The organism is Neptuniibacter sp. CAU 1671 (assembly GCF_029222905.1).
GTDB lineage: Bacteria > Pseudomonadota > Gammaproteobacteria > Pseudomonadales > Balneatricaceae > Neptuniibacter.
The window spans coordinates 228,869-247,497 of the sequence record NZ_JARHUE010000003.1; the positions used below are offsets into that span (position 1 = coordinate 228,869).

Below are 18,629 nucleotides of genomic sequence, written 5' to 3' on the forward strand. Positions count from 1 at the left end.
ATCGACGTGTCTCAGCAAAATCCATATTGGTACAAAATCTCCAACACAACACCCAGGCTGCGTAATCACGCAAAACTGCACCGGCAAGAACAGCGTGGCATGCTATGGTATGTCATGCAGGATCAGGCGTCCGGTCGCTATTACCGTTTCACTCCTCAGGCGTATTACTTTATTGGTTTGCTGGATGGTGTTCGCACAGTTGAAAATGCTCTGCAGCACACAGAGCAGGTGCTGGGTGAGGACGCCCCCTCTCAAGCCGATGTTATTCGCTTACTTTATCAGCTGCATGCGGCTGATGCGCTGGATGGAAAGTTTATTCCGGACCCGTTGGAAGCGGACACTCGTGGCCGTACTTCGGTCAAGAGGAAACGGATGCAGCAATACCTTTCCCCCCTCGCGGTCCGGGTACCTCTGCTTGATCCGGAACAAATTCTGGTGCGGATGCGCCCTTTTGCGCGGTTAATCTTCTCACTTCCAGGGGTTGTTATCTGGCTGCTGGTTCTGATCTATGGCACCAGTGTTGCCGTTGTGAATTTCGATGCGCTTACTGATAATTTTGCTGACAGGGTTTTGGCAGCAGAAAATTTACTGATTATTCTGATTGCCTTTCCTCTGCTCAAACTTTGTCATGAGTTTGGCCATGGACTTGCGGTGACACGGTGGGGCGGGGAGGTGCACGAAATGGGGGTGATGTTCCTCGTTTTTATGCCTATCCCCTATGTTGATGCTTCATCTTCTACTGCGTTTCGCAATCGATGGCAGCGTGCCTGGGTTAGTTCCGCAGGCATGTACGTTGAGATATTTCTGGCAGCCTTGGCTGTAATCTTTTGGGCGATGATTGAGCCCGGAATAGTGCGGAGTATTCTGTTCAACGTGGCCTTGATCGGTAGCGTCACAACCATCGTTTTTAACCTCAACCCATTACTCCGATTTGATGGTTACTACATTTTTTCAGATCTGATTGATATTCCGAATCTCGGTAGTCGGGGAAATAAATATTTCCAGTATCTATGCCAGCGTTACCTCCTTGGTTTACCCGATGCGGTCTCGCCCGTCACGGCCAAAGGTGAATCAGGTTGGTTGTTTGTATATCCCATCGCCTCCTTCATCTACCGGATATTTGTCGTCTCCCTGATCGCCATGTTTGTCATCAGCAAATTTTTTATTATTGGGGTATTGCTGGTGATGCTCTCCATCGGGCTGTTGATCGGTTTGCCATTGTTTAAGTTGATGAAATTCCTGCTCTTCAGTGATCGGGTTCATTCGAGTGGATGGCGTGCATACACGGGGGTGCTTATTATTTCGGCGCTACTGTTTGTCGCTTTGTTTAAGGCACCCTTCCCTTTAACCACTTATGCGGAAGGTGTTGTCTGGGTGGATGAAGCGGCAGAGCTTACGGCGGCTGAAAGTGGTTTCATCCAAACGGTAGGTTTTTCAGCAGGCTCTCAATTAAGGCCTGGGGATCGGATTTTAGGATTGGAAAACAACGAGCTGACTACGGAGATGTCAGCGTTAGAGGCGCGATTGCATGCGCTGAATGCACGATATCAGGCTGAGTTAGTGAATGATCGTGTGGCAGCTCAGATCACCGATGAAGAGATTGAACATATCCGGCAACGTCTGGATGAGTTGGTGCTTAAAACCGGTAAATTGAACTTACTGAGTCATACTGAGGGCACCCTGCTGATCAGTAATGTGGATGATTTGCCCGGTCGTTTTTTAAAACGCGGAGAGATGGTCGGATTTGTGGTTGACCCGCAACAGGTCAGAGTCAGAACATTGATTCCTCAGAGTGACGTTGGGCACGTGCGGGAGCGTATTGAATCGATATCACTGCTGTTGAGCGACAACATGAGCACAGAGTTACCTGCTGAGCTAATAAGGGAGGTGCCCGCTGCAGATGATTCGTTGCCTTCTCCTGCTTTGGCTACGACGGGTGGTGGACGTATTGCGCTCAGTCCAACGGCGGGCGGTGATAAGCCGAAAACGCTCAACAAAATGTTCCATTTTGAATTGGGATTCAAGCAGCCTCCCTTATTGCCAAGAGTAGGGCAAAGAGTACATGTCAAATTTATGCATGGTTATCAGCCCATTGGTTATCAGCTGCTGGATAAGCTTAAACAGCTGTTCCTGAAAGAGATCAGGGTGTAGTGGCGATGGACAGAAGTGCACTGCTATATCCGGAAAAACTACAGAAACCAATGGGTTTTCTCGCGTTCCAATGGTTTCGTCTGCGCAACGGTCTGCATTCGTCCAGGCGTCACCGGCAGGCAGTAGAGCTCAGTTATGCTGTCAGATATGTGATGGATGAGCTCAAGGGGGAAGCTGACGCTTCTCTCAGATCAGAAATTCTGGCCATGTGTGGTGAGGGCGAAAACGTTGATCAGGTTCGGCTGATGGCAATGATCGCTACGGCAATGGATCGGACGTTGTCTATCTCAATCACCGATCGCCACCTGACCTATTTGGCAGGATCTTTGAGGGAGACATTCTCGGCTGCACCCGCAGACACTGCAGAGGACAGGGGGCTTCTCGCCGGGGCTTTTGCCATCGTTAGTTTTGTAAAAAGTGGCTCTGCGCTTGTCGTGCATAAACATGAAACCAATGCAGATGCGATGCATAGCTTTCTCCTGCCGCTTTATCGATGGCTGGAGCTACCGGTAACAGTGTTGTACCGAACGACGCCTCTGCAAAATCGCAGCGAGCTTTACCGCACTGGCATTGTCCATATTGGCGCGTCTGAATTGATTCTGGATTATCTCCGGGATTATCGGGTGCGTGGCCGGCGCTCACCCGGTGATCTTTCAATCCGTATTCGAAAATTACGTAACAGGGGATTGCAGGATCGCTTGTTATTGCCGGGTTTGAGAAGTGCAATTATCGCTGATGGACAGGATGTTCTCTATGAATCGGCAGTGACTCCTATTGTGGCCACGGAGCGTCGTGAATGTGAAAGCCGTGAAATCGAGCTGCATGCAATCGCCGGACTCGCTGCCCAACTGGAACCCGAAACTGATTTTGTGTTTGAGGCTGACACTGTCATGTTGACGGCAGAGGGTAAACAGCGATTACTGCTGCTTAGCAAAACGCTTCCCGGGGAACTGGCATTTCAGGTCGATCTGGATCAGCAGGTGACTACTGCACTGATAGCTTTCCACGTGCTGAAAATGCCGGATGACTATCAGTGCGAAGAGGGCCAAATCAGCCTCAGTGACGCGATCACAAAAACGGCCAGGCCTGAACTGCATGACTTTCTGGCGATTAAATGTGGTTTAAGACCGGTGCAAGCTGCCGTCGCGACCGGCAGGATTAGTTTCAGACTGTTTTTTCAACGCTTTTGTCAGCTGTCGGTGCTGGTGAACAGCCAATTTGCAGGTTACCCGGAGCTGCAGCGTGTACACCGGATAATCCCACTCTCTGAAACTACCTTACCCGCCATCCCGATTCCGGCGCGTGTGCTGGCTGATGGTGAGGAGAAAATACAGCAGGTGGTCGAATGGTGTCATAACCAGGCTCAGACCGGCCGGTATGCACTGGTTGAAACCACGGATAAACAAGAGGCAGAACGGCTTTCCGCCAAACTAAAACAGGAAAACCTGCGTTTCAAGTTGCTGGATGACCGTCTGTTGCTGTCGCCGGAGGCGCTGTCAACTTCAGTGGGATACCCGCTTTTGCTGGTGACGACACAAACGACTGAGCGGGAGAGGGTTTTATCGATACTGGCTGAAAACAGGCAGTGTCTCTCACTGCAAATGGATGGCGTCCAGGCATGGCAAATACAGTATGAATGGCAAATACAGTATGAATGGTATGCCAGCCTGGAAGATCCCCTCTTTCTGCAGGGTTTAAAAACATGGGAGCAAAAGCTGTTGCTCAGGTCATGTTCGACCACCTTCTTGCCCGCTGGCTGGACCAAACAGTGGTTTGTAAAAAAAGCGTTTAAACGATGGGAGAAACATAAAAATCAGACTCGCGCTGCGTTGATCTCCCTTGAAGAACATTACCGGAAAATGTTGGTATTTACGGGTACCCAGGAGTAAAGGCACAACATGGATAGATACCGTCCTCTAAAGGCAGGCGTCGCCCTGTGTTTATGTACGCTGACCTTGCACAGCTGGGCAGAGTCTTTTGACTGCATGATTGAGCCCTGGATGGAGGTGCGTTTGGGTTCAGAAACCCAGGGAGTGTTGGATGCGGTTGTGGTTGAGCGTGGAGCAAAAGTCCAGAAAGGGCAGGTGATAGCCCGTCTGGTATCTGACGTGCAGCAGGCATCGGTAAAACTCGCCGAAGCGCGTGCTGCGAACTATCTGCCGGTTCAGATTGCTAAAGCAAGGCAGGAATACGAAGAAGCCTCACTGGCGCGAAAAAATACCTTGCACACTCGTCAGTTAATGTCTGACCAGGATATTGAAGAAGCCAGAACCACCCTGCGTCTGGCTACCTTGCAGACGCAGGAAGCACAGGTTGAGAGCCGACTTAATGCACTGGATCTGGCCCGCACAAAAGCCTTACTGAAACAACGAGAGATCGTTAGCCCGCTGGATGGTTTGGTGATGGAAAAAGCCATGGTGCCGGGAGAATACGTCACTGAAGGCGAGCACATAGTGACCCTGGCACAGATTAATCTGTTGCGCGCTGAAGGTTTTTTGCCGCTCGACATGATTGATAAGGTTAAGCCGGGCGATACCATTGAAGTGCAACCGGTTGAGCCTGTCGGCGGGCGCTATCAGGGGATTGTGGAGGCTGTTGATAAAGTGGTTGATGCGGCAAGTGGCACTATAGGCATCAGCGTAAAGCTGGAAAATCCCGAACTTAAAACACTGGCAGGCGTGAAATGTGGGCTTTCATTGGTGGAGAGCCAGCAAGAGACTATGCCATCTGATAACGAGCAACGCAGTGCCTCAGTTAACTAACTGTATGCGCTGGAGTCAGTGGCTTTTTATGGGCTTGTTGCTGCTGGCAATAAGTCACTCGGCCGTTGCACAGGTTAATGATGCTGTGGTGTGCAAAGCAGCTAAACTCATCGCGCAAAAAGCCAATACTGAAGCGCCGCAGTGGGTTGATCATGCTACACGTTTTGATGGCATGGGCGTGGTCTGCTTTGCCCGCATGATTGAATTCAAGAAATGGACCTCATACACCAGTCAGCACTTAAAACCGGGTTGGCTTCAAGAGCAGCAAAGGGTCTGGAATCAGCTGCATTGCGCCGGTGCTTTTAAAGATGCCATCGCAGAAGGGTGGCAGGTGCTTAACGTTCTGACGACAGCGGATGGAAAAAAATACATCATCAAAGCGGATTGCGCAGTCCCGGCAGAGGAAAAAGAACCGGGCAAAGGCGTATGATGGAAACTTCCGGTTTGATATGAGACTGATGCGATGTTTGATTTGGCGACAAAAACGGGTGCCCGTTTGCAAGAAGTCGGGGCGATACTGGCGACTGCAGAGTCCTGCACTGGAGGGGGTGTAGCGGCCACAATTACCTCGATAGCTGGTAGTTCTGCCTGGTTTGACTGCGGCTTTGTGACCTATTCCAATCAGTCCAAGACCCGTTTGCTGGGTGTGCAAACGGACACGTTAGAACAGTACGGCGCGGTCTCTGAGCCGGTTGTGACGGAAATGGCCGAAGGCGCACTGGCGCGTAGCAATGCGACCATCACAGTCGCTATCAGTGGTATTGCCGGCCCGGATGGCGGGAGCGCCGATAAACCGGTGGGTACGGTCTGGTTTGCATGGGCTGTGCAGGGTAAACCGACGGTGACAAGCCTGTGCTTTTTTTCGGGTGATCGTACTGAAATTCAGCAGCAAGCAGTGACGCAGGCGCTGGAAGGGGTGTTAGCTTATTTGCCTGTCTGATTTTTGGGTTATGAATCTTTATGAAAAACCCGGCTTGCATTTCTCAGATCTTGTGAAATAATACTGTCCAAACATACAGTATTTTCCTTTGCGCACGATTTAAAAAAAGCAGGTGGATAATGGACGCAAATCGTAAAAAAGCACTTGATGCAGCTCTGAGTCAAATTGAACGCCAGTTCGGTAAGGGCGCAGTCATGCGCATGGGGGATCAGCCCAGAGAAGCGATTCCATCGGTATCCACCGGCTCTCTGGGCCTGGATATTGCGCTGGGCATTGGCGGTCTGCCTTTTGGCCGGGTTGTTGAAATCTATGGTCCTGAGTCCTCAGGTAAAACCACCCTGACACTTCAGGTTATTGCTGAAGCGCAGAAAATGGGTAAAACCTGTGCCTTCGTTGATGCCGAACACGCACTGGATCCAATCTATGCTGAAAAACTGGGTGTGGATGTTGAAAATCTTCTGGTTTCTCAGCCTGACACCGGTGAGCAGGCACTTGAAATTACCGATATGCTGGTGCGTTCAAATGCGGTGGATGTGATCATTGTTGACTCCGTTGCGGCACTGGTTCCACGTGCTGAGATTGAAGGTGAAATGGGTGATTCCCATGTTGGTCTGCAGGCACGCCTGATGTCACAGGCTCTGCGTAAGCTGACCGGTAACGTTAAAAGTTCAAACTGCCTGCTGGTGTTCATCAACCAGATTCGTATGAAAATTGGCGTGATGTTCGGTAATCCGGAAACGACAACCGGGGGTAACGCACTCAAGTTTTACGCGTCTGTGCGTTTGGACATCCGTCGTACCGGTGCCGTCAAATCCGGTGATGAGGTGGTTGGTAACGAAACCCGCGTCAAAGTTGTCAAAAATAAAGTATCTCCCCCATTCCGTCAGGCAGATTTCCAGATTATGTATGGTCAGGGTATCTACCATATGGGCGAGGTGATTGACCTAGGTGTCAAAGAGGGTCTGATTGATAAATCAGGTGCCTGGTATGCCTATAATGGTGAAAAAATCGGACAGGGTAAGGCCAATGCAGCCAAATACCTTGAGGACAATCCAGCGGTGGCGACAGAGATTGAAACTGAAATCCGCAGTCGTCTACTCAATGTGAGTAAACCGGTAAAAGCTGAAGAAGCTGAGGAGTCATCCAGCGCTCAGCTTGATTTGTCCTGATCTATACATCTTTAAAAAGGCCCACTTGGGCCTTTTTTCGTTTGAGGCTGAGGAAGGGATGGACGCTGCAGAACTCAGAAATACAGCACTGCGTTTGTTGTCGAGGCGTGAGTATAGCCGGCACGAACTAGAAATGCGTTTTATCAAATCGGTTGAGCCCGACATGGTGAACGAAATTCTGGATGAGTTAGTAAAGAGTGGTTACCTGAGTGATTCACGTTTTACGGAAAGCTTTATTCGTCAGCGCGTGATGCAGCGCCATGGCTGGCAACGCATCAGTTATGACCTAAAGTCAAAAGGGATAGCGGGTGAACTGCAACAGTCACTTTACGAAGCCTTAGCGATTGATTGGGTTGAGCTGGCCTATGAGGCGTGGCAAAAACGTTTTAATCAGTTACCTGAACGGGGTGATAGGAAGGAGTATGCCCGCCAGATGCGCTACCTTTTACAACGGGGTTTTAGCAATGCTGAAGCTTCCAGCGCGCTCAGGCTTGCGGCTGAATCTTTGCAGGACTAATTGTCATTGGGCGGCTGGCAAAAAAGTTCGTACCCGAATCGATCACGATATATACTATTGCGCCTTTTTAATGGTGATCAAATCTTACGCCCAAAGTGAGTGGTCACTTCCAGAATTTTGATATGGATAGCATACGGTTCATCCCATGAAATACATGACAAGTGCTGAGATCCGGCAGGCTTTTCTAGATTTTTTTAAAGCTCAGGGCCATGAAGTGGTGGCCAGTAGTTCACTGATCCCGGCGAATGACCCGACCCTTATGTTTACCAATGCGGGTATGGTGCAGTTCAAAGATGTATTTCTGGGTAGTGACAAGCGCAGTTACAGCCGCGCAACCTCCTCTCAGCGCTGTGTTCGCGCCGGTGGTAAGCATAACGACCTTGAGAATGTCGGTTATACCGCGCGCCACCATACGTTTTTTGAAATGCTGGGTAACTTCAGCTTTGGTGATTATTTCAAACAGGATGCTATCCGTTTTGCATGGACCTTTCTGACCGAAGTGATGGGTTTGCCAGCGGAGCGTCTGTGGGTCACGGTGCATCATTCGGACGATGAAGCTGAACGTATCTGGAAAGAAGAGATCGGCGTTGATCCAGAGCGTTTTTCCAAACTGGATGAAGATAATTTCTGGGCGATGGGTGACACCGGTCCATGCGGCCCTTGCACCGAAATCTTTTTTGATCACGGTCCTGAAGTTTGGGGAGGTCCTCCGGGCAGTCCTGAAGAAGATGGTGACCGTTACATCGAGATCTGGAACGTTGTATTCATGCAATACAACCGCAGTGCAGATGGTCAGATGGCGCCTCTGCCGAAACCTTCTGTAGACACAGGGATGGGGTTGGAGCGTATTGCTGCAGTGATGCAGAATGTTCATTCCAACTACGAAATCGACCTGTTCCAGAACCTGTTGAAGGCTACGGCAACTGCCGTGGGCTGCGACGATCTTGATAACAAATCACTGCGTGTTATTGCAGACCATATCCGCTCCTGTGCTTTCCTGATTACCGATGGTGTATTGCCGTCCAATGAAGGTGCGGGTTATGTACTGCGCCGGATCATCCGTCGCGCAGTACGGCATGGCAATAAACTGGGAGCACAAGGTCCCTTCTTTAATACGCTGGTGGCTGCACTTGTGCAGGAGATGGGCGACGCCTATCCGGAGCTGGTTGAAAAGCAGGCTCAGGTTGAGCGTGTGTTGCTAAAAGAAGAAGAGCAGTTTGCAAAAACGCTGGATCACGGTATGCGCCTGCTGCAGGAAGTGATCGACTCACTGCAGGGCAGTGAAATTCCGGGTGATACTGTTTTTAAACTCTATGACACCTATGGTTTCCCTGTCGATCTGACTGCGGATGTGGCTCGCGAGCTTGAGTTGTCAGTCGATATGGTTGGCTTCGAGCGTGAGATGGAAGCGCAGCGTAAACGCGCCCGCGCAGCCGGCAAATTTGATATCGACTATAACGATGCGATTCGCGTTGAAGGTGAAACTGAGTTTACCGGTTATGCCCAGTTACAGGGTTCCGCTGAAGTGGTGGCGCTGTTTGCTGAAGGACAGGCTGTTGTTGAATTGAACCCGGGTCAGAAAGGTGTAGTGGTTCTGAATCAGACTCCTTTTTATGCTGAATCCGGTGGCCAGGTGGGTGACACGGGTGTCCTGTCATTTGCAGGCGGTGTTTTCCAGGTCAGTGATTGCACCAAAGAAAGCCGCAATCACCTGCATCATGGTGAGGTTCAGTCTGGTGTACTAAAAGTAGGCGACCATGTGTTGCCTGAAGTGAATGGCGAACGCCGTCAGGCAATTAAGTTAAACCATTCTGCAACACACCTGCTGCATGCCGCATTAAAAACAGTGCTGGGTGATCATGTACAGCAGAAAGGCTCGCTGAACGATGCGGATCGTTTGCGCTTTGACTTCTCTCATTTTGAAGCCATGACTGCAGAGCAGCTTGCTCAGGTCGAGGCGCTGGTGAACGACCAGATTCGACTGAACTCAGCGGTTGAAACTGAAGTTATGCCGCTGGAACAGGCCAAAGAAAAAGGTGCTGCGGCGCTGTTTGGTGAAAAATACGACGCTGATGTCCGTGTACTGACCATGGGCTCAGGCTTCTCGATGGAACTCTGTGGTGGTACTCATGCAGAGCGTACAGGTGATATTGGCCTGTTTAAGATTATCTCTGAAGGTGGGGTTGCTGCTGGCGTGCGCCGTTTAGAGGCTGTTACTGGTAAAACTGCGTTGCGTTGGGTGAGCCAGCTGGATGACACCCTGCAGGCGATTGGGGCTTTGGTAAAAGGCTCCCGTGACAGTGTGCTGGATAAAGTACAGAGTTTGTCGGATCGGAACCGTGCGTTGGAAAAAGAGCTCGAGCAGCTGAAAAGTAAACTGGCAGCGGCCGCGGGTTCTGACCTTCTGTCACAAGTGGTCGAAATTAATGGTGTTAAAGTGCTGGCGGCCAAGCTTGAGGGTGTTGAACCCAAGGCGCTGCGAGATACCATCGATCAGCTTAAAAACAAGTTAGGCAGTGGCATTGTTGTGCTGGCAACGGTCAGTGAGGATAAAGTTTCACTCGCTGCGGGTGTAACCCAGGATCTTACCGGTCGAGCTAAAGCAGGCGATCTGGTGCGTGACCTTACGGCTAGTCTGGGTGGCAAGGGTGGCGGTCGTCCTGACTTCGCTCAGGGTGGCGGTACCGATGTTGCAGCACTCTCGGGTGTGCTGGCGTCAGTGCCGGAACGCTTGCAGACAGTGCTTTGAATTAGGAACTAATTGATGGCGCTTTACGTCCATAAATACGGCGGCACCTCTGTCGGCACCATTGAGCGAATTGAAGCCGTCGCTGATAAACTGGCGGCCTGTCGTGCCGAGGGGCATGATCTGGTTGTGGCTGTCTCTGCCATGAGTGGAGAAACCAATCGCCTTATCGGGTTGGCAAAATCCATAGATGACCAGCCATCGCCACGTGAAATGGATGTGCTTGTCTCTACCGGTGAGCAGGTGACCATTGCTTTGCTGTGTATGGCACTGGAGAAACGGGGTATTGCAGCGCGATCCTATACTGGCAGTCAGGTGCGTATTCTGACTGACAATGCCTTCATGAAAGCACGCATTCAGGATATTGATGTAGCCAATATTCAGGCTGATTTGCAGGCCGGACGGATTGTGGTTGTGGCCGGTTTTCAGGGTGTTGATGCGGCAGGCAATATTACAACCCTGGGGCGCGGAGGCTCAGATACGACCGGAGTTGCTTTGGCTGCTGCACTGAAAGCCGATGAATGCAGGATCTATACTGATGTGGACGGCGTATATACGACAGATCCGCGTGTAGTTGAGACAGCGCAGCGTCTTGATCGTATTACCTTCGAAGAGATGCTGGAGATGGCCAGTCTTGGATCTAAGGTGTTGCAGATCCGCTCGGTAGAGTTTGCTGGCAAATACAAAGTGCCGCTGCGTGTGCTTTCGAGCTTTATTGATGGTCCGGGCACATTGATCAGTGTTGAGGAAGAGGATACTGTGGAAAAACCTGTTATTTCAGGCATCGCATTTAATCGTGATGAAGCCAAGCTGACGATCAGGGGTGTACCTGATGTACCGGGTGTAGCTTCAAAGATTTTGGGGCCTGTCAGTAAAGCAAATATTGAAATCGATGTGATTGTGCAGAATGTGGCGGCAGACCAGACCACAGACTTTACGTTTACGGTACATCGTAACGACTTCGAAACAACCCGCCAGATTCTTCAGCAGACAGCTCAAATGCTGGGTGCGCGAGAAGTGGTCGGCGATAATAAAATTGCCAAAGTATCGATTGTTGGCGTGGGCATGCGTTCTCATGCTGGAGTCGCGAGCAAAATGTTTGATGCGTTAGCGGATGAAAACATCAATATCCAGATGATTTCGACCTCTGAAATCAAAGTTTCGGTGATCATTGCCGAAAAGTATCTGGAGCTTGCAGTCAGGGCATTGCATACAGCCTTTAATCTGGATGCAGTTGAAACCATTAGCGAATAGCTTTAATTCCAATACCTTGTCTATAGTTAGACGGGTGTGTATCGAATCAGGGCATGATGCGGCAGGGATTTGGATGCGTGCCGGCATGCAATCGGGCTAAAAACCGATACCTGGACATAAAAGGAGATCCCTATGCTCATTCTGACCCGCCGGGTTGGTGAAACCCTCATGGTTGGTGACGATGTCACTGTCACTGTTCTTGGTGTGAAAGGTAACCAGGTCCGTATTGGTGTGAATGCACCCAAGGACGTATCTGTACACCGTGAAGAGATTTATCAGCGCATTCAGCGTGAAAAAAATGAAGACGAGAGTCAGGGTTAATTTTTCCAATTCTTTCCTTTCATTTTGAAAATCAATTTTGTATAGTACGCGCCGGTGTTGGTGAGCTGGCCGAGTGGCTGAAGGCGCGCCCCTGCTAAGGGCGTATAGGTTTACCCCTATCGAGGGTTCGAATCCCTCGCTCACCGCCATTTTGAAGTAAGCGCCCGTAGCTCAGCTGGATAGAGTACCTGGCTACGAACCAGGCGGTCGCACGTTCGAATCGTGCCGGGCGCGCCACTTCAAAAAAATCTGTACTGCATTACGCGCCCGTAGCTCAGCTGGATAGAGTACCTGGCTACGAACCAGGCGGTCGCACGTTCGAATCGTGCCGGGCGCGCCACCTCAAAAAAAATCTGTACTGCATTACGCGCCCGTAGCTCAGCTGGATAGAGTACCTGGCTACGAACCAGGCGGTCGCACGTTCGAATCGTGCCGGGCGCGCCACTTACCTGACTGTATATCCCAGGCCAGAATCATTATAATCGGCGCCTTTTCTGATCTTCTTCACGCAGCCGGTACCCCGCAATGAAATTTATTGTCCGTTTATTCCCTGAAATCACTGTAAAAAGCCGGCCGGTTCGTAAACGACTGATTCAGCGTCTGCGCAGCAATCTACAGAATATGCTGTTGCGCTATGACGAGAACATTAAAATCATTGGGCATTGGGATAAGGTCGAAGTGGAGTGTCCCAGTCAGGATGCAGCCCTCACTCAGAGTGTTGTGGATCTTCTGGGGCGCACGCCAGGTATACACAGCTATGTTGAAGTGACTGAGTATCCGCTGGGTGATTTCCACGACATCTATGAACATGCTTTCCAAGCCTATGCTGAGCGCCTGAAAGGCAAAACCTTCAAAGTACGCGTGAAACGCAGTGGCAAACACGAGTTTCGCTCGATTGACGTAGAGCGCTATGTGGGCGGCGGCTTGAGGCAGCATTCGGAAGCTACCGGTGTCGATGTGCACAAGCCTGATCTGTTTGTTGATCTCGAAATCAATAACGACAAACTGTTTGTTGTGACCAATACCTATCCGGGTCAGGGTGGTTTTCCACTTGGCACCCAGGAAGCGACCCTTTCTCTGATCTCTGGCGGGTTTGATTCTATTGTCGCCAGTTACATGACCATGCGACGGGGTTGTAAAACCCATTTCCTGTTTTTCAATCTGGGTGGGCATGCTCATGAGATTGGCGTAAAGCAGGTGGCGCTGTATCTGTGGCAGAGATACGGCTCTTCAGCCCGGGTGAAATTTATTACGGTGCCGTTTGATGAGGTCGTAGGTGAGATTCTGCAGAGTGTTGATAACTCCCACATGGGTGTCATTCTGAAGCGAATGATGATGCGCGCCGCTGAGCAGGTCGCCGACAAGATGGGCATCGATGCCCTGGTAACGGGTGAGAGCATTGCTCAGGTATCGAGTCAGACGCTGCCAAACCTTGCACTGATTGATGCTGCAACAAGCAAACTTGTTATTCGTCCACTGATTACCATGGATAAACAGGACATTGTTGATATCACCCGTAAACTGGGGGCATTTGAATTTGCCAGTAGCATGCCTGAATACTGTGGTGTCATCTCTGACAAGCCTACAACCCATGCCAAACGCGACAAGGTAGAAAAGGAAGAGGCCAATTTTGATGAAGATGTGCTGACCCGGGCCATTGAGCGCTCTGAGGTGATCAGTATTGATGACATTGTCGAAAATGTAGCGGTGCATTCGGAGATCGAAGCGCTGACTAAAGTGGGTGAAAATCAGGTGATCGTGGATGTGCGCGCGCCCCACGAGCAGGAGAAAAAACCCCTGAATATGCCGGGATGTCCGGTATTGTGCATACCTTTCTATAAGCTGGATCAGGCTGTTGAAACGCTAGAAACATCAAAAGAATACCTGCTGTATTGTGAAAAAGGCGTCATGAGCCAGCTTCAGGCGCAGCAACTACAAGAAAAAGGCTTCAGTAATATCAAGGTATTCAGACCTGATACTGCCAAAAAGTAGGATTTTTTTTGTAGTAAAAATACATCGAAATGAGTCAAATTTCGGCTTTCCTGCTGATAAATAAAGTAAATTGCCTGTGTTGCCTGAGTTTGCAAATTCGGGTTTAATTGGGGTCCATCTAAAACCAGCACATCTGCCAGCTGTGAGATTACTGATGTAAATCAGGGCCAAAAGCCCGTTCACCTGGCAACTGGGGACATTAAAAGGAGCACCCATTCGATGGATAATCTGCTTTCAGAAGGCCTGTCTTTGTTGGTCTTCGGCATGGGCTTTGTCTTTGTTTTTCTGACTTTGCTCGTCATCTCCACAAACTTTATGTCGAAGTTTGTCGGTAAATTATTCCCTGAAGCACCACCAGTACCGAAAAAGAAGCCGGTAGCTGCGGCAGCGGCAGCAGGAAATAATCAGGATGAACTGATCGCTGTGATGACCGCTGCTGTGCATAAGTACCGCGGCAAATAAGCTGTCATCTAGAAGAATAAACTGCATAAGCATATAACAAAGGCCATTTCCCATGACCGATGCAAAAAAACCTCTTGGCATTACTGATGTGGTTCTGCGTGACGCCCATCAGTCTTTGTTCGCAACCCGTCTGCGAATTGAAGATATGCTGCCAATCGCTGAAAAACTGGACAAAGTTGGATACTGGTCCCTGGAGAGCTGGGGCGGAGCAACGTTTGACTCCTGTATCCGTTTTATTGGCGAAGACCCTTGGGAGCGTATCCGTCTCCTGAAACAGGCAATGCCGAATACCAAACAGCAGATGCTGCTGCGTGGCCAGAACCTGCTGGGCTACCGTCACTATGCTGACGATGTGGTAAACAAATTCGTAGAACGTGCTGCCACCAACGGTGTGGACGTATTCCGTATCTTTGATGCGATGAACGATCCCCGTAACCTGGAAACAGCAATTAAAGCTGTTAAAGCGACTGGCAAACACGCTCAGGGCACCATCTCTTATACCAAGAGTCCGGTCCATACCATCGATATGTGGGTGGATTACGCTAAAACTCTGGAAGATATGGGTGCTGACTCCATCAACATCAAAGATATGTCAGGTATCCTGACACCTTATGATGCGTTTGATCTGGTGTCCCGTCTGAAAGCCCAGACCCAGCTGGAAGTGCAGTTGCATGCGCATGCGACCTCTGGCCTGTCTGACATGACCATCCTGAAGTCCTGTGAAGCGGGTATCGACCGTGTTGATACCGCAATCTCTTCAATGTCTATGACCTACGGTCACACCTCTACCGAGTCTGTGGTTGCAGCGCTGGCAGGTACTGAGCGCGATACCGGTCTGGATCTGAATCAACTGGAAGAGATTGCTGCGTATTTCCGAGCTGTACGTAAGAAATATGCCAAGTTTGAAGGTTCCCTGCGTGGTACTGACTCTCGCATCCTGGTTGCCCAGGTGCCGGGTGGCATGCTGACCAACATGGAAAACCAGCTGAAAGAACAGGGCGCATCTGACAAGTTTGATGAAGTGCTGGCTGAAATTCCACGTGTGCGTGAAGACCTGGGTTATATCCCGCTGGTTACGCCAACCTCACAGATCGTTGGTACTCAGGCCGTTATTAACGTGCTGATGGGTGAGCGTTACAAAACCATTTCCAAAGAAGTTCAGGGCATCCTGAAAGGTGAGTATGGTGCTGCACCAGCACCTTACAACGCTGAACTCCAGACGCGTGTTCTGGACGGTGGTGAAGCAATCACCTGTCGTCCGGCTGACCTGCTGGAAGCTGAAATGGATAAACTGGTGGGTGAACTGCGCGGTATCGCTGCAGCGAAGGGTATTGCCCTGACCACTGGTGAAAACGAAATTGACGATGTTCTGACATATGCGCTGTTCCCACAGATTGGTCTGAAGTTCCTTGAGAACCGTGGCAACCCTGACGCATTTGAACCTGCACCGACTTTAGAGGACGCACAAGCAATGGCTGCACCTAAATCTACCGGCCCACAAGTTTATACCATCACTGTTAACGGACAGAGCTATGTTGTTCAGGTTGCTGAAGGCGGCAATGTAACTGCTGTTGCGCCAGCTGCACCTGCTGCGGCGGCTGCGCCTGCTGGTGAAGCGGAAGCGGTTCCTGCGCCACTGGCAGGTAACATCTGGAAAGTCGAAGTTGCGGCTGGCCAGACTGTTCAGGAAGGTGACGTGCTGGTGATTCTGGAAGCGATGAAGATGGAAACTGAAGTCCGTGCTGCGCGCTCAGGCACGATTGTTTCCGTTGACGTCAAAGAAGGTGACTCTGTACAGGTTGGTGACAGCCTGGTGACCCTGGCATAAGGACGTAGATCAATGGAAAAGCTAGTCCAGTTGTGGACTGCCTCCGGGATTTACAATATTTCCGGTGGTCAGTGCATCATGATTTTGGTGGGCATGGTACTGCTCTACCTTGCAATCAAGAAAAACTTTGAGCCTTTGCTGCTGGTACCGATTGGTTTTGGTGGCATCATGGCCAACATCCCGGAAGCCGGTATGGCTTACTCCGCGGTAGAAAATGCTGTTCACTTTGCTAAACCAGAAGTGCTGTCTGCACTGGCGGGTGCTCTGAGCATCACCAGCCTTGATCCGCATGATATTTTGCATGCTTATCACTCAGCTGGTGCTGTAGCGCACGCAGCAGCCGTGAATATTGCCTCAGATGCAGGCTATATGAACGGTATGATGTACAACTTCTATACCGTTGCCATCGCCTCTGGTGCTGCGCCACTGCTGATCTTTATGGGCGTAGGTGCAATGACTGACTTTGGTCCGTTGTTGGCTAACCCGAAAACACTGTTCCTTGGTGCAGCGGCACAGTTTGGTATCTTTGCCACCATCATGGGCGCTGTGGGTCTGACTGCTCTAGGCATCATGGATTTCAATATCCAGGAAGCCGCAGCCATCGGTATTATCGGTGGTGCTGATGGTCCAACCGCGATCTATGTGACCACGCTGCTGGCTCCGCATCTGCTGGGCGCTATTGCTGTGGCTGCATACTCTTACATGGCGCTTGTTCCGCTGATTCAGCCGCCCATTATGCGTGCTCTGACCACTGAAGCTGAACGTAAGATCGCCATGAAGCAGCTGCGTCATGTGTCCAAAACTGAAAAGATCATGTTCCCAATCGTACTGCTGATTCTGGTTGCCTTGTTGCTGCCGGATGCGGCCCCTCTGTTGGGTATGTTCTGCTTCGGTAACCTGATGCGTGAATGTGGTGTGGTTGACCGTTTGAGTGATACTGCTCAGAACGCGCTGATCAACATTGTGACCATCTTCCTGGGCTTGTCTGTCGGTTCTAAACTGTCTGCCGACAAATTCCTGGATTTCCAGACACTGGGTATTCTTGCTCTGGGTATCGTGGCATTTGGTATCGGTACTGCGTGTGGTGTACTGATGGCTAAATTCATGAATAAGCTGGCGGGTGGTGATTCTATCAACCCATTGATTGGTTCAGCCGGTGTATCCGCGGTGCCAATGGCGGCGCGTGTATCCAACAAGCTGGGTCTTGAAGCTAACCCACAGAACTTCCTGCTGATGCATGCCATGGGTCCAAACGTGGCGGGTGTAATCGGTTCAGCGGTTGCTGCGGGTGTTATGATCAAGTTTGTAGGTTAAGTTTATCCTGCATAAAAAAGGGCTGCTCAGGCAGCCCTTTTTATTGTCTTAAATTCAGTAGCCCGCCAGGACTTCCAGATGGGCCTGCACACTGAAGGCCAGCGACACCGGGTTATATCCGCCTTCAAGCACTGATACTACGCGGCCTTTGGAATAGGTACGTGCAGTGTCACACAGCAGGCGAGTCACCCAGGCGTAATCTTCTTCGTCCAGCTTGATATCCGCCATGGGGTCTTCATGGTGGGCATCAAATCCTGCAGAGATCAGAATCAGATCTGGTTTGTGCCGTTGCAGTGCTGGCAACCATTTTGATTCAACCAGTGTACGGAAAATCTGACTTCCGGAATGGGCGTCCATCGGGCAGTTAATAATATTGTCCCGCAATATGTCGCTGTACCGTTCCGGATAGTAGGGGTGCTGAAAGGTTGAGCAAACAAGCACCTCGGGTTTGTCCTTAAATATATCCACGGTTCCGTTACCGTGGTGGACATCAAAGTCGCAGATTGCGACGCGTTCTATACCCGGTTGTTGCAGGGCATGCATCGCCGCAATGGCGATATTGTTATAAAAACAGAAGCCCATTGGCAGATTGTGCTCGGCATGATGGCCCGGTGGGCGTACTGCACAAAAAGCATTATCGGCCTTGCCGGACAGCACACGATTAACCGCCATGACGGCGGAACCTGCGGCAAGGCTGGCTGCGTGCAGTGAATCCGGACACAGTGCAGTGTCATCATCGGTATAGATAACGCCGCTTTTTGGTAGTTTCATCTCCAGGCGTTTCTGATGCAGCTCGGCATGGGCGAGTTTGATCTGTTCCGGCATGATGTGCACGGACTGCAGTTGCTCCAGCTCCTGCATCAAGCCCGTCTTTTCGAGCACTTTACGAATGGCAATCAGGCGAATCGGGCTTTCAGGATGCTCCGGGCCCATGTTGTGGAGGCCACAATCCTCGTGAGAGATAAAGGCTGTAGTCATAGAATCTCACTTCTTGTAGTTATGCTGAGTCTATCGGAAACCCAAAAAGTCCGCACTTACTCAATTGTCTTATCCAGCTTACGCCGCTTAACCGGTCAGATGATTGATCTGGGTCAGGATTCTTTTCTGAAAGTTGTTTTAAGCTGCAACCTCAGCATAGAACTGTTTGCACCGTATCTTTCACCCAAGGTCCGG

15 protein-coding genes and 4 tRNA genes are annotated in these 18,629 nt (G+C 50.5%); 18 read left to right on the forward strand and 1 reads right to left on the reverse strand.

Annotation, left to right across the window (positions count from 1 at the left end; all coding sequences use genetic code 11):
- Window positions 1–6: 6 nt before the first annotated feature.
- The 18 genes from P2G53_RS06995 (at window position 7) to P2G53_RS07080 (ending at window position 17,456) form a co-directional block, all read left to right on the forward strand.
- A complete protein-coding gene (locus P2G53_RS06995; protein WP_275815630.1) occupies window positions 7–2,151 on the forward strand; it encodes a hypothetical protein in 2,145 nt (714 codons plus the stop codon).
- A 5-nt stretch (window positions 2,152–2,156) separates the two neighbouring features.
- On the forward strand, window positions 2,157–4,040 hold the full coding sequence (locus tag P2G53_RS07000; RefSeq protein WP_275815631.1) for a hypothetical protein: 1,884 nt from the start codon (window positions 2,157–2,159) through the stop codon (window positions 4,038–4,040).
- 9 nt (window positions 4,041–4,049) lie between these two features.
- Entirely contained in the window at window positions 4,050–4,913 is an 864-nt protein-coding gene (locus tag P2G53_RS07005; protein WP_275815632.1) for an efflux RND transporter periplasmic adaptor subunit, read from the forward strand.
- On the forward strand, window positions 4,897–5,343 hold the full coding sequence (locus tag P2G53_RS07010; protein ID WP_275815633.1) for a hypothetical protein: 447 nt from the start codon (window positions 4,897–4,899) through the stop codon (window positions 5,341–5,343). Before P2G53_RS07005 ends, P2G53_RS07010 begins: the two co-directional genes overlap by 17 nt.
- Window positions 5,344–5,376: 33 nt before the next feature.
- On the forward strand, window positions 5,377–5,853 hold the full coding sequence (locus P2G53_RS07015) for a CinA family protein (RefSeq protein ID WP_275815634.1): 477 nt from the start codon (window positions 5,377–5,379) through the stop codon (window positions 5,851–5,853).
- Between the two features lie 119 nt (window positions 5,854–5,972).
- On the forward strand, window positions 5,973–7,022 hold the full coding sequence (recA, locus tag P2G53_RS07020) for a recombinase RecA (RefSeq protein WP_275815635.1): 1,050 nt from the start codon (window positions 5,973–5,975) through the stop codon (window positions 7,020–7,022).
- A 133-nt stretch (window positions 7,023–7,155) separates the two neighbouring features.
- A complete protein-coding gene (locus P2G53_RS07025; RefSeq protein WP_275815636.1) occupies window positions 7,156–7,539 on the forward strand; it encodes a regulatory protein RecX in 384 nt (127 codons plus the stop codon).
- 154 nt (window positions 7,540–7,693) lie between these two features.
- Window positions 7,694–10,288 (forward strand): alanine--tRNA ligase, encoded by a 2,595-nt coding sequence (gene alaS, locus P2G53_RS07030; RefSeq protein WP_275815898.1) that lies wholly within the window; start codon window positions 7,694–7,696, stop codon window positions 10,286–10,288.
- A gap of 15 nt (window positions 10,289–10,303) precedes the next feature.
- Window positions 10,304–11,539 (forward strand): aspartate kinase, encoded by a 1,236-nt coding sequence (locus tag P2G53_RS07035; protein WP_275815637.1) that lies wholly within the window; start codon window positions 10,304–10,306, stop codon window positions 11,537–11,539.
- A 132-nt stretch (window positions 11,540–11,671) separates the two neighbouring features.
- Window positions 11,672–11,860, forward strand: coding sequence for a carbon storage regulator CsrA (gene csrA, locus P2G53_RS07040; RefSeq protein WP_275815638.1), 189 nt, complete (start codon window positions 11,672–11,674; stop codon window positions 11,858–11,860).
- A 59-nt stretch (window positions 11,861–11,919) separates the two neighbouring features.
- Window positions 11,920–12,009: transfer RNA gene (locus tag P2G53_RS07045), tRNA-Ser, on the forward strand.
- An 11-nt stretch (window positions 12,010–12,020) separates the two neighbouring features.
- A tRNA-Arg gene (locus P2G53_RS07050) sits at window positions 12,021–12,097 on the forward strand.
- A gap of 26 nt (window positions 12,098–12,123) precedes the next feature.
- A tRNA-Arg gene (locus tag P2G53_RS07055) sits at window positions 12,124–12,200 on the forward strand.
- Window positions 12,201–12,227: 27 nt separating this feature from the next.
- Window positions 12,228–12,304, forward strand: a tRNA-Arg gene (locus P2G53_RS07060).
- Between the two features lie 81 nt (window positions 12,305–12,385).
- The gene (thiI, locus tag P2G53_RS07065) at window positions 12,386–13,852 is read left to right on the forward strand and encodes a tRNA uracil 4-sulfurtransferase ThiI (RefSeq protein WP_275815639.1); all 1,467 of its coding nucleotides are present in this window, start codon (window positions 12,386–12,388) and stop codon (window positions 13,850–13,852) included.
- Window positions 13,853–14,071: 219 nt separating this feature from the next.
- Window positions 14,072–14,314: an OadG family protein gene (locus P2G53_RS07070; protein WP_275815641.1), complete on the forward strand. Its 243-nt coding sequence runs from the start codon at window positions 14,072–14,074 to the stop codon at window positions 14,312–14,314.
- Window positions 14,315–14,366: 52 nt separating this feature from the next.
- On the forward strand, window positions 14,367–16,142 hold the full coding sequence (gene oadA / locus P2G53_RS07075) for a sodium-extruding oxaloacetate decarboxylase subunit alpha (RefSeq protein WP_275815643.1): 1,776 nt from the start codon (window positions 14,367–14,369) through the stop codon (window positions 16,140–16,142).
- Between the two features lie 12 nt (window positions 16,143–16,154).
- Window positions 16,155–17,456 (forward strand): sodium ion-translocating decarboxylase subunit beta, encoded by a 1,302-nt coding sequence (locus P2G53_RS07080; RefSeq protein WP_275815645.1) that lies wholly within the window; start codon window positions 16,155–16,157, stop codon window positions 17,454–17,456.
- A gap of 54 nt (window positions 17,457–17,510) precedes the next feature.
- Here P2G53_RS07080 and P2G53_RS07085 read toward each other — a convergent pair whose 3' ends face one another.
- The gene (locus P2G53_RS07085; protein WP_275815647.1) at window positions 17,511–18,434 is read right to left on the reverse strand and encodes a histone deacetylase family protein; all 924 of its coding nucleotides are present in this window, start codon (window positions 18,432–18,434) and stop codon (window positions 17,511–17,513) included.
- Window positions 18,435–18,629: the final 195 nt, after the last annotated feature.

Coding starts and splice junctions, on each gene's coding strand:
- P2G53_RS07000 (WP_275815631.1), top strand. CDS start 2,157: ATGGACAGAAGTGCACTGCTATATCCGGAAAAACTACAGAAACCAATG.
- P2G53_RS07005 (WP_275815632.1), top strand. CDS start 4,050: ATGGATAGATACCGTCCTCTAAAGGCAGGCGTCGCCCTGTGTTTATGT.
- P2G53_RS07015 (WP_275815634.1), top strand. CDS start 5,377: ATGTTTGATTTGGCGACAAAAACGGGTGCCCGTTTGCAAGAAGTCGGG.
- recA (WP_275815635.1), top strand. CDS start 5,973: ATGGACGCAAATCGTAAAAAAGCACTTGATGCAGCTCTGAGTCAAATT.
- P2G53_RS07025 (WP_275815636.1), top strand. CDS start 7,156: ATGCGTTTTATCAAATCGGTTGAGCCCGACATGGTGAACGAAATTCTG.
- alaS (WP_275815898.1), top strand. CDS start 7,694: ATGACAAGTGCTGAGATCCGGCAGGCTTTTCTAGATTTTTTTAAAGCT.
- P2G53_RS07035 (WP_275815637.1), top strand. CDS start 10,304: ATGGCGCTTTACGTCCATAAATACGGCGGCACCTCTGTCGGCACCATT.
- csrA (WP_275815638.1), top strand. CDS start 11,672: ATGCTCATTCTGACCCGCCGGGTTGGTGAAACCCTCATGGTTGGTGAC.
- thiI (WP_275815639.1), top strand. CDS start 12,386: ATGAAATTTATTGTCCGTTTATTCCCTGAAATCACTGTAAAAAGCCGG.
- P2G53_RS07070 (WP_275815641.1), top strand. CDS start 14,072: ATGGATAATCTGCTTTCAGAAGGCCTGTCTTTGTTGGTCTTCGGCATG.
- oadA (WP_275815643.1), top strand. CDS start 14,367: ATGACCGATGCAAAAAAACCTCTTGGCATTACTGATGTGGTTCTGCGT.
- P2G53_RS07080 (WP_275815645.1), top strand. CDS start 16,155: ATGGAAAAGCTAGTCCAGTTGTGGACTGCCTCCGGGATTTACAATATT.
- P2G53_RS07085 (WP_275815647.1), bottom strand. CDS start 18,434: ATGACTACAGCCTTTATCTCTCACGAGGATTGTGGCCTCCACAACATG.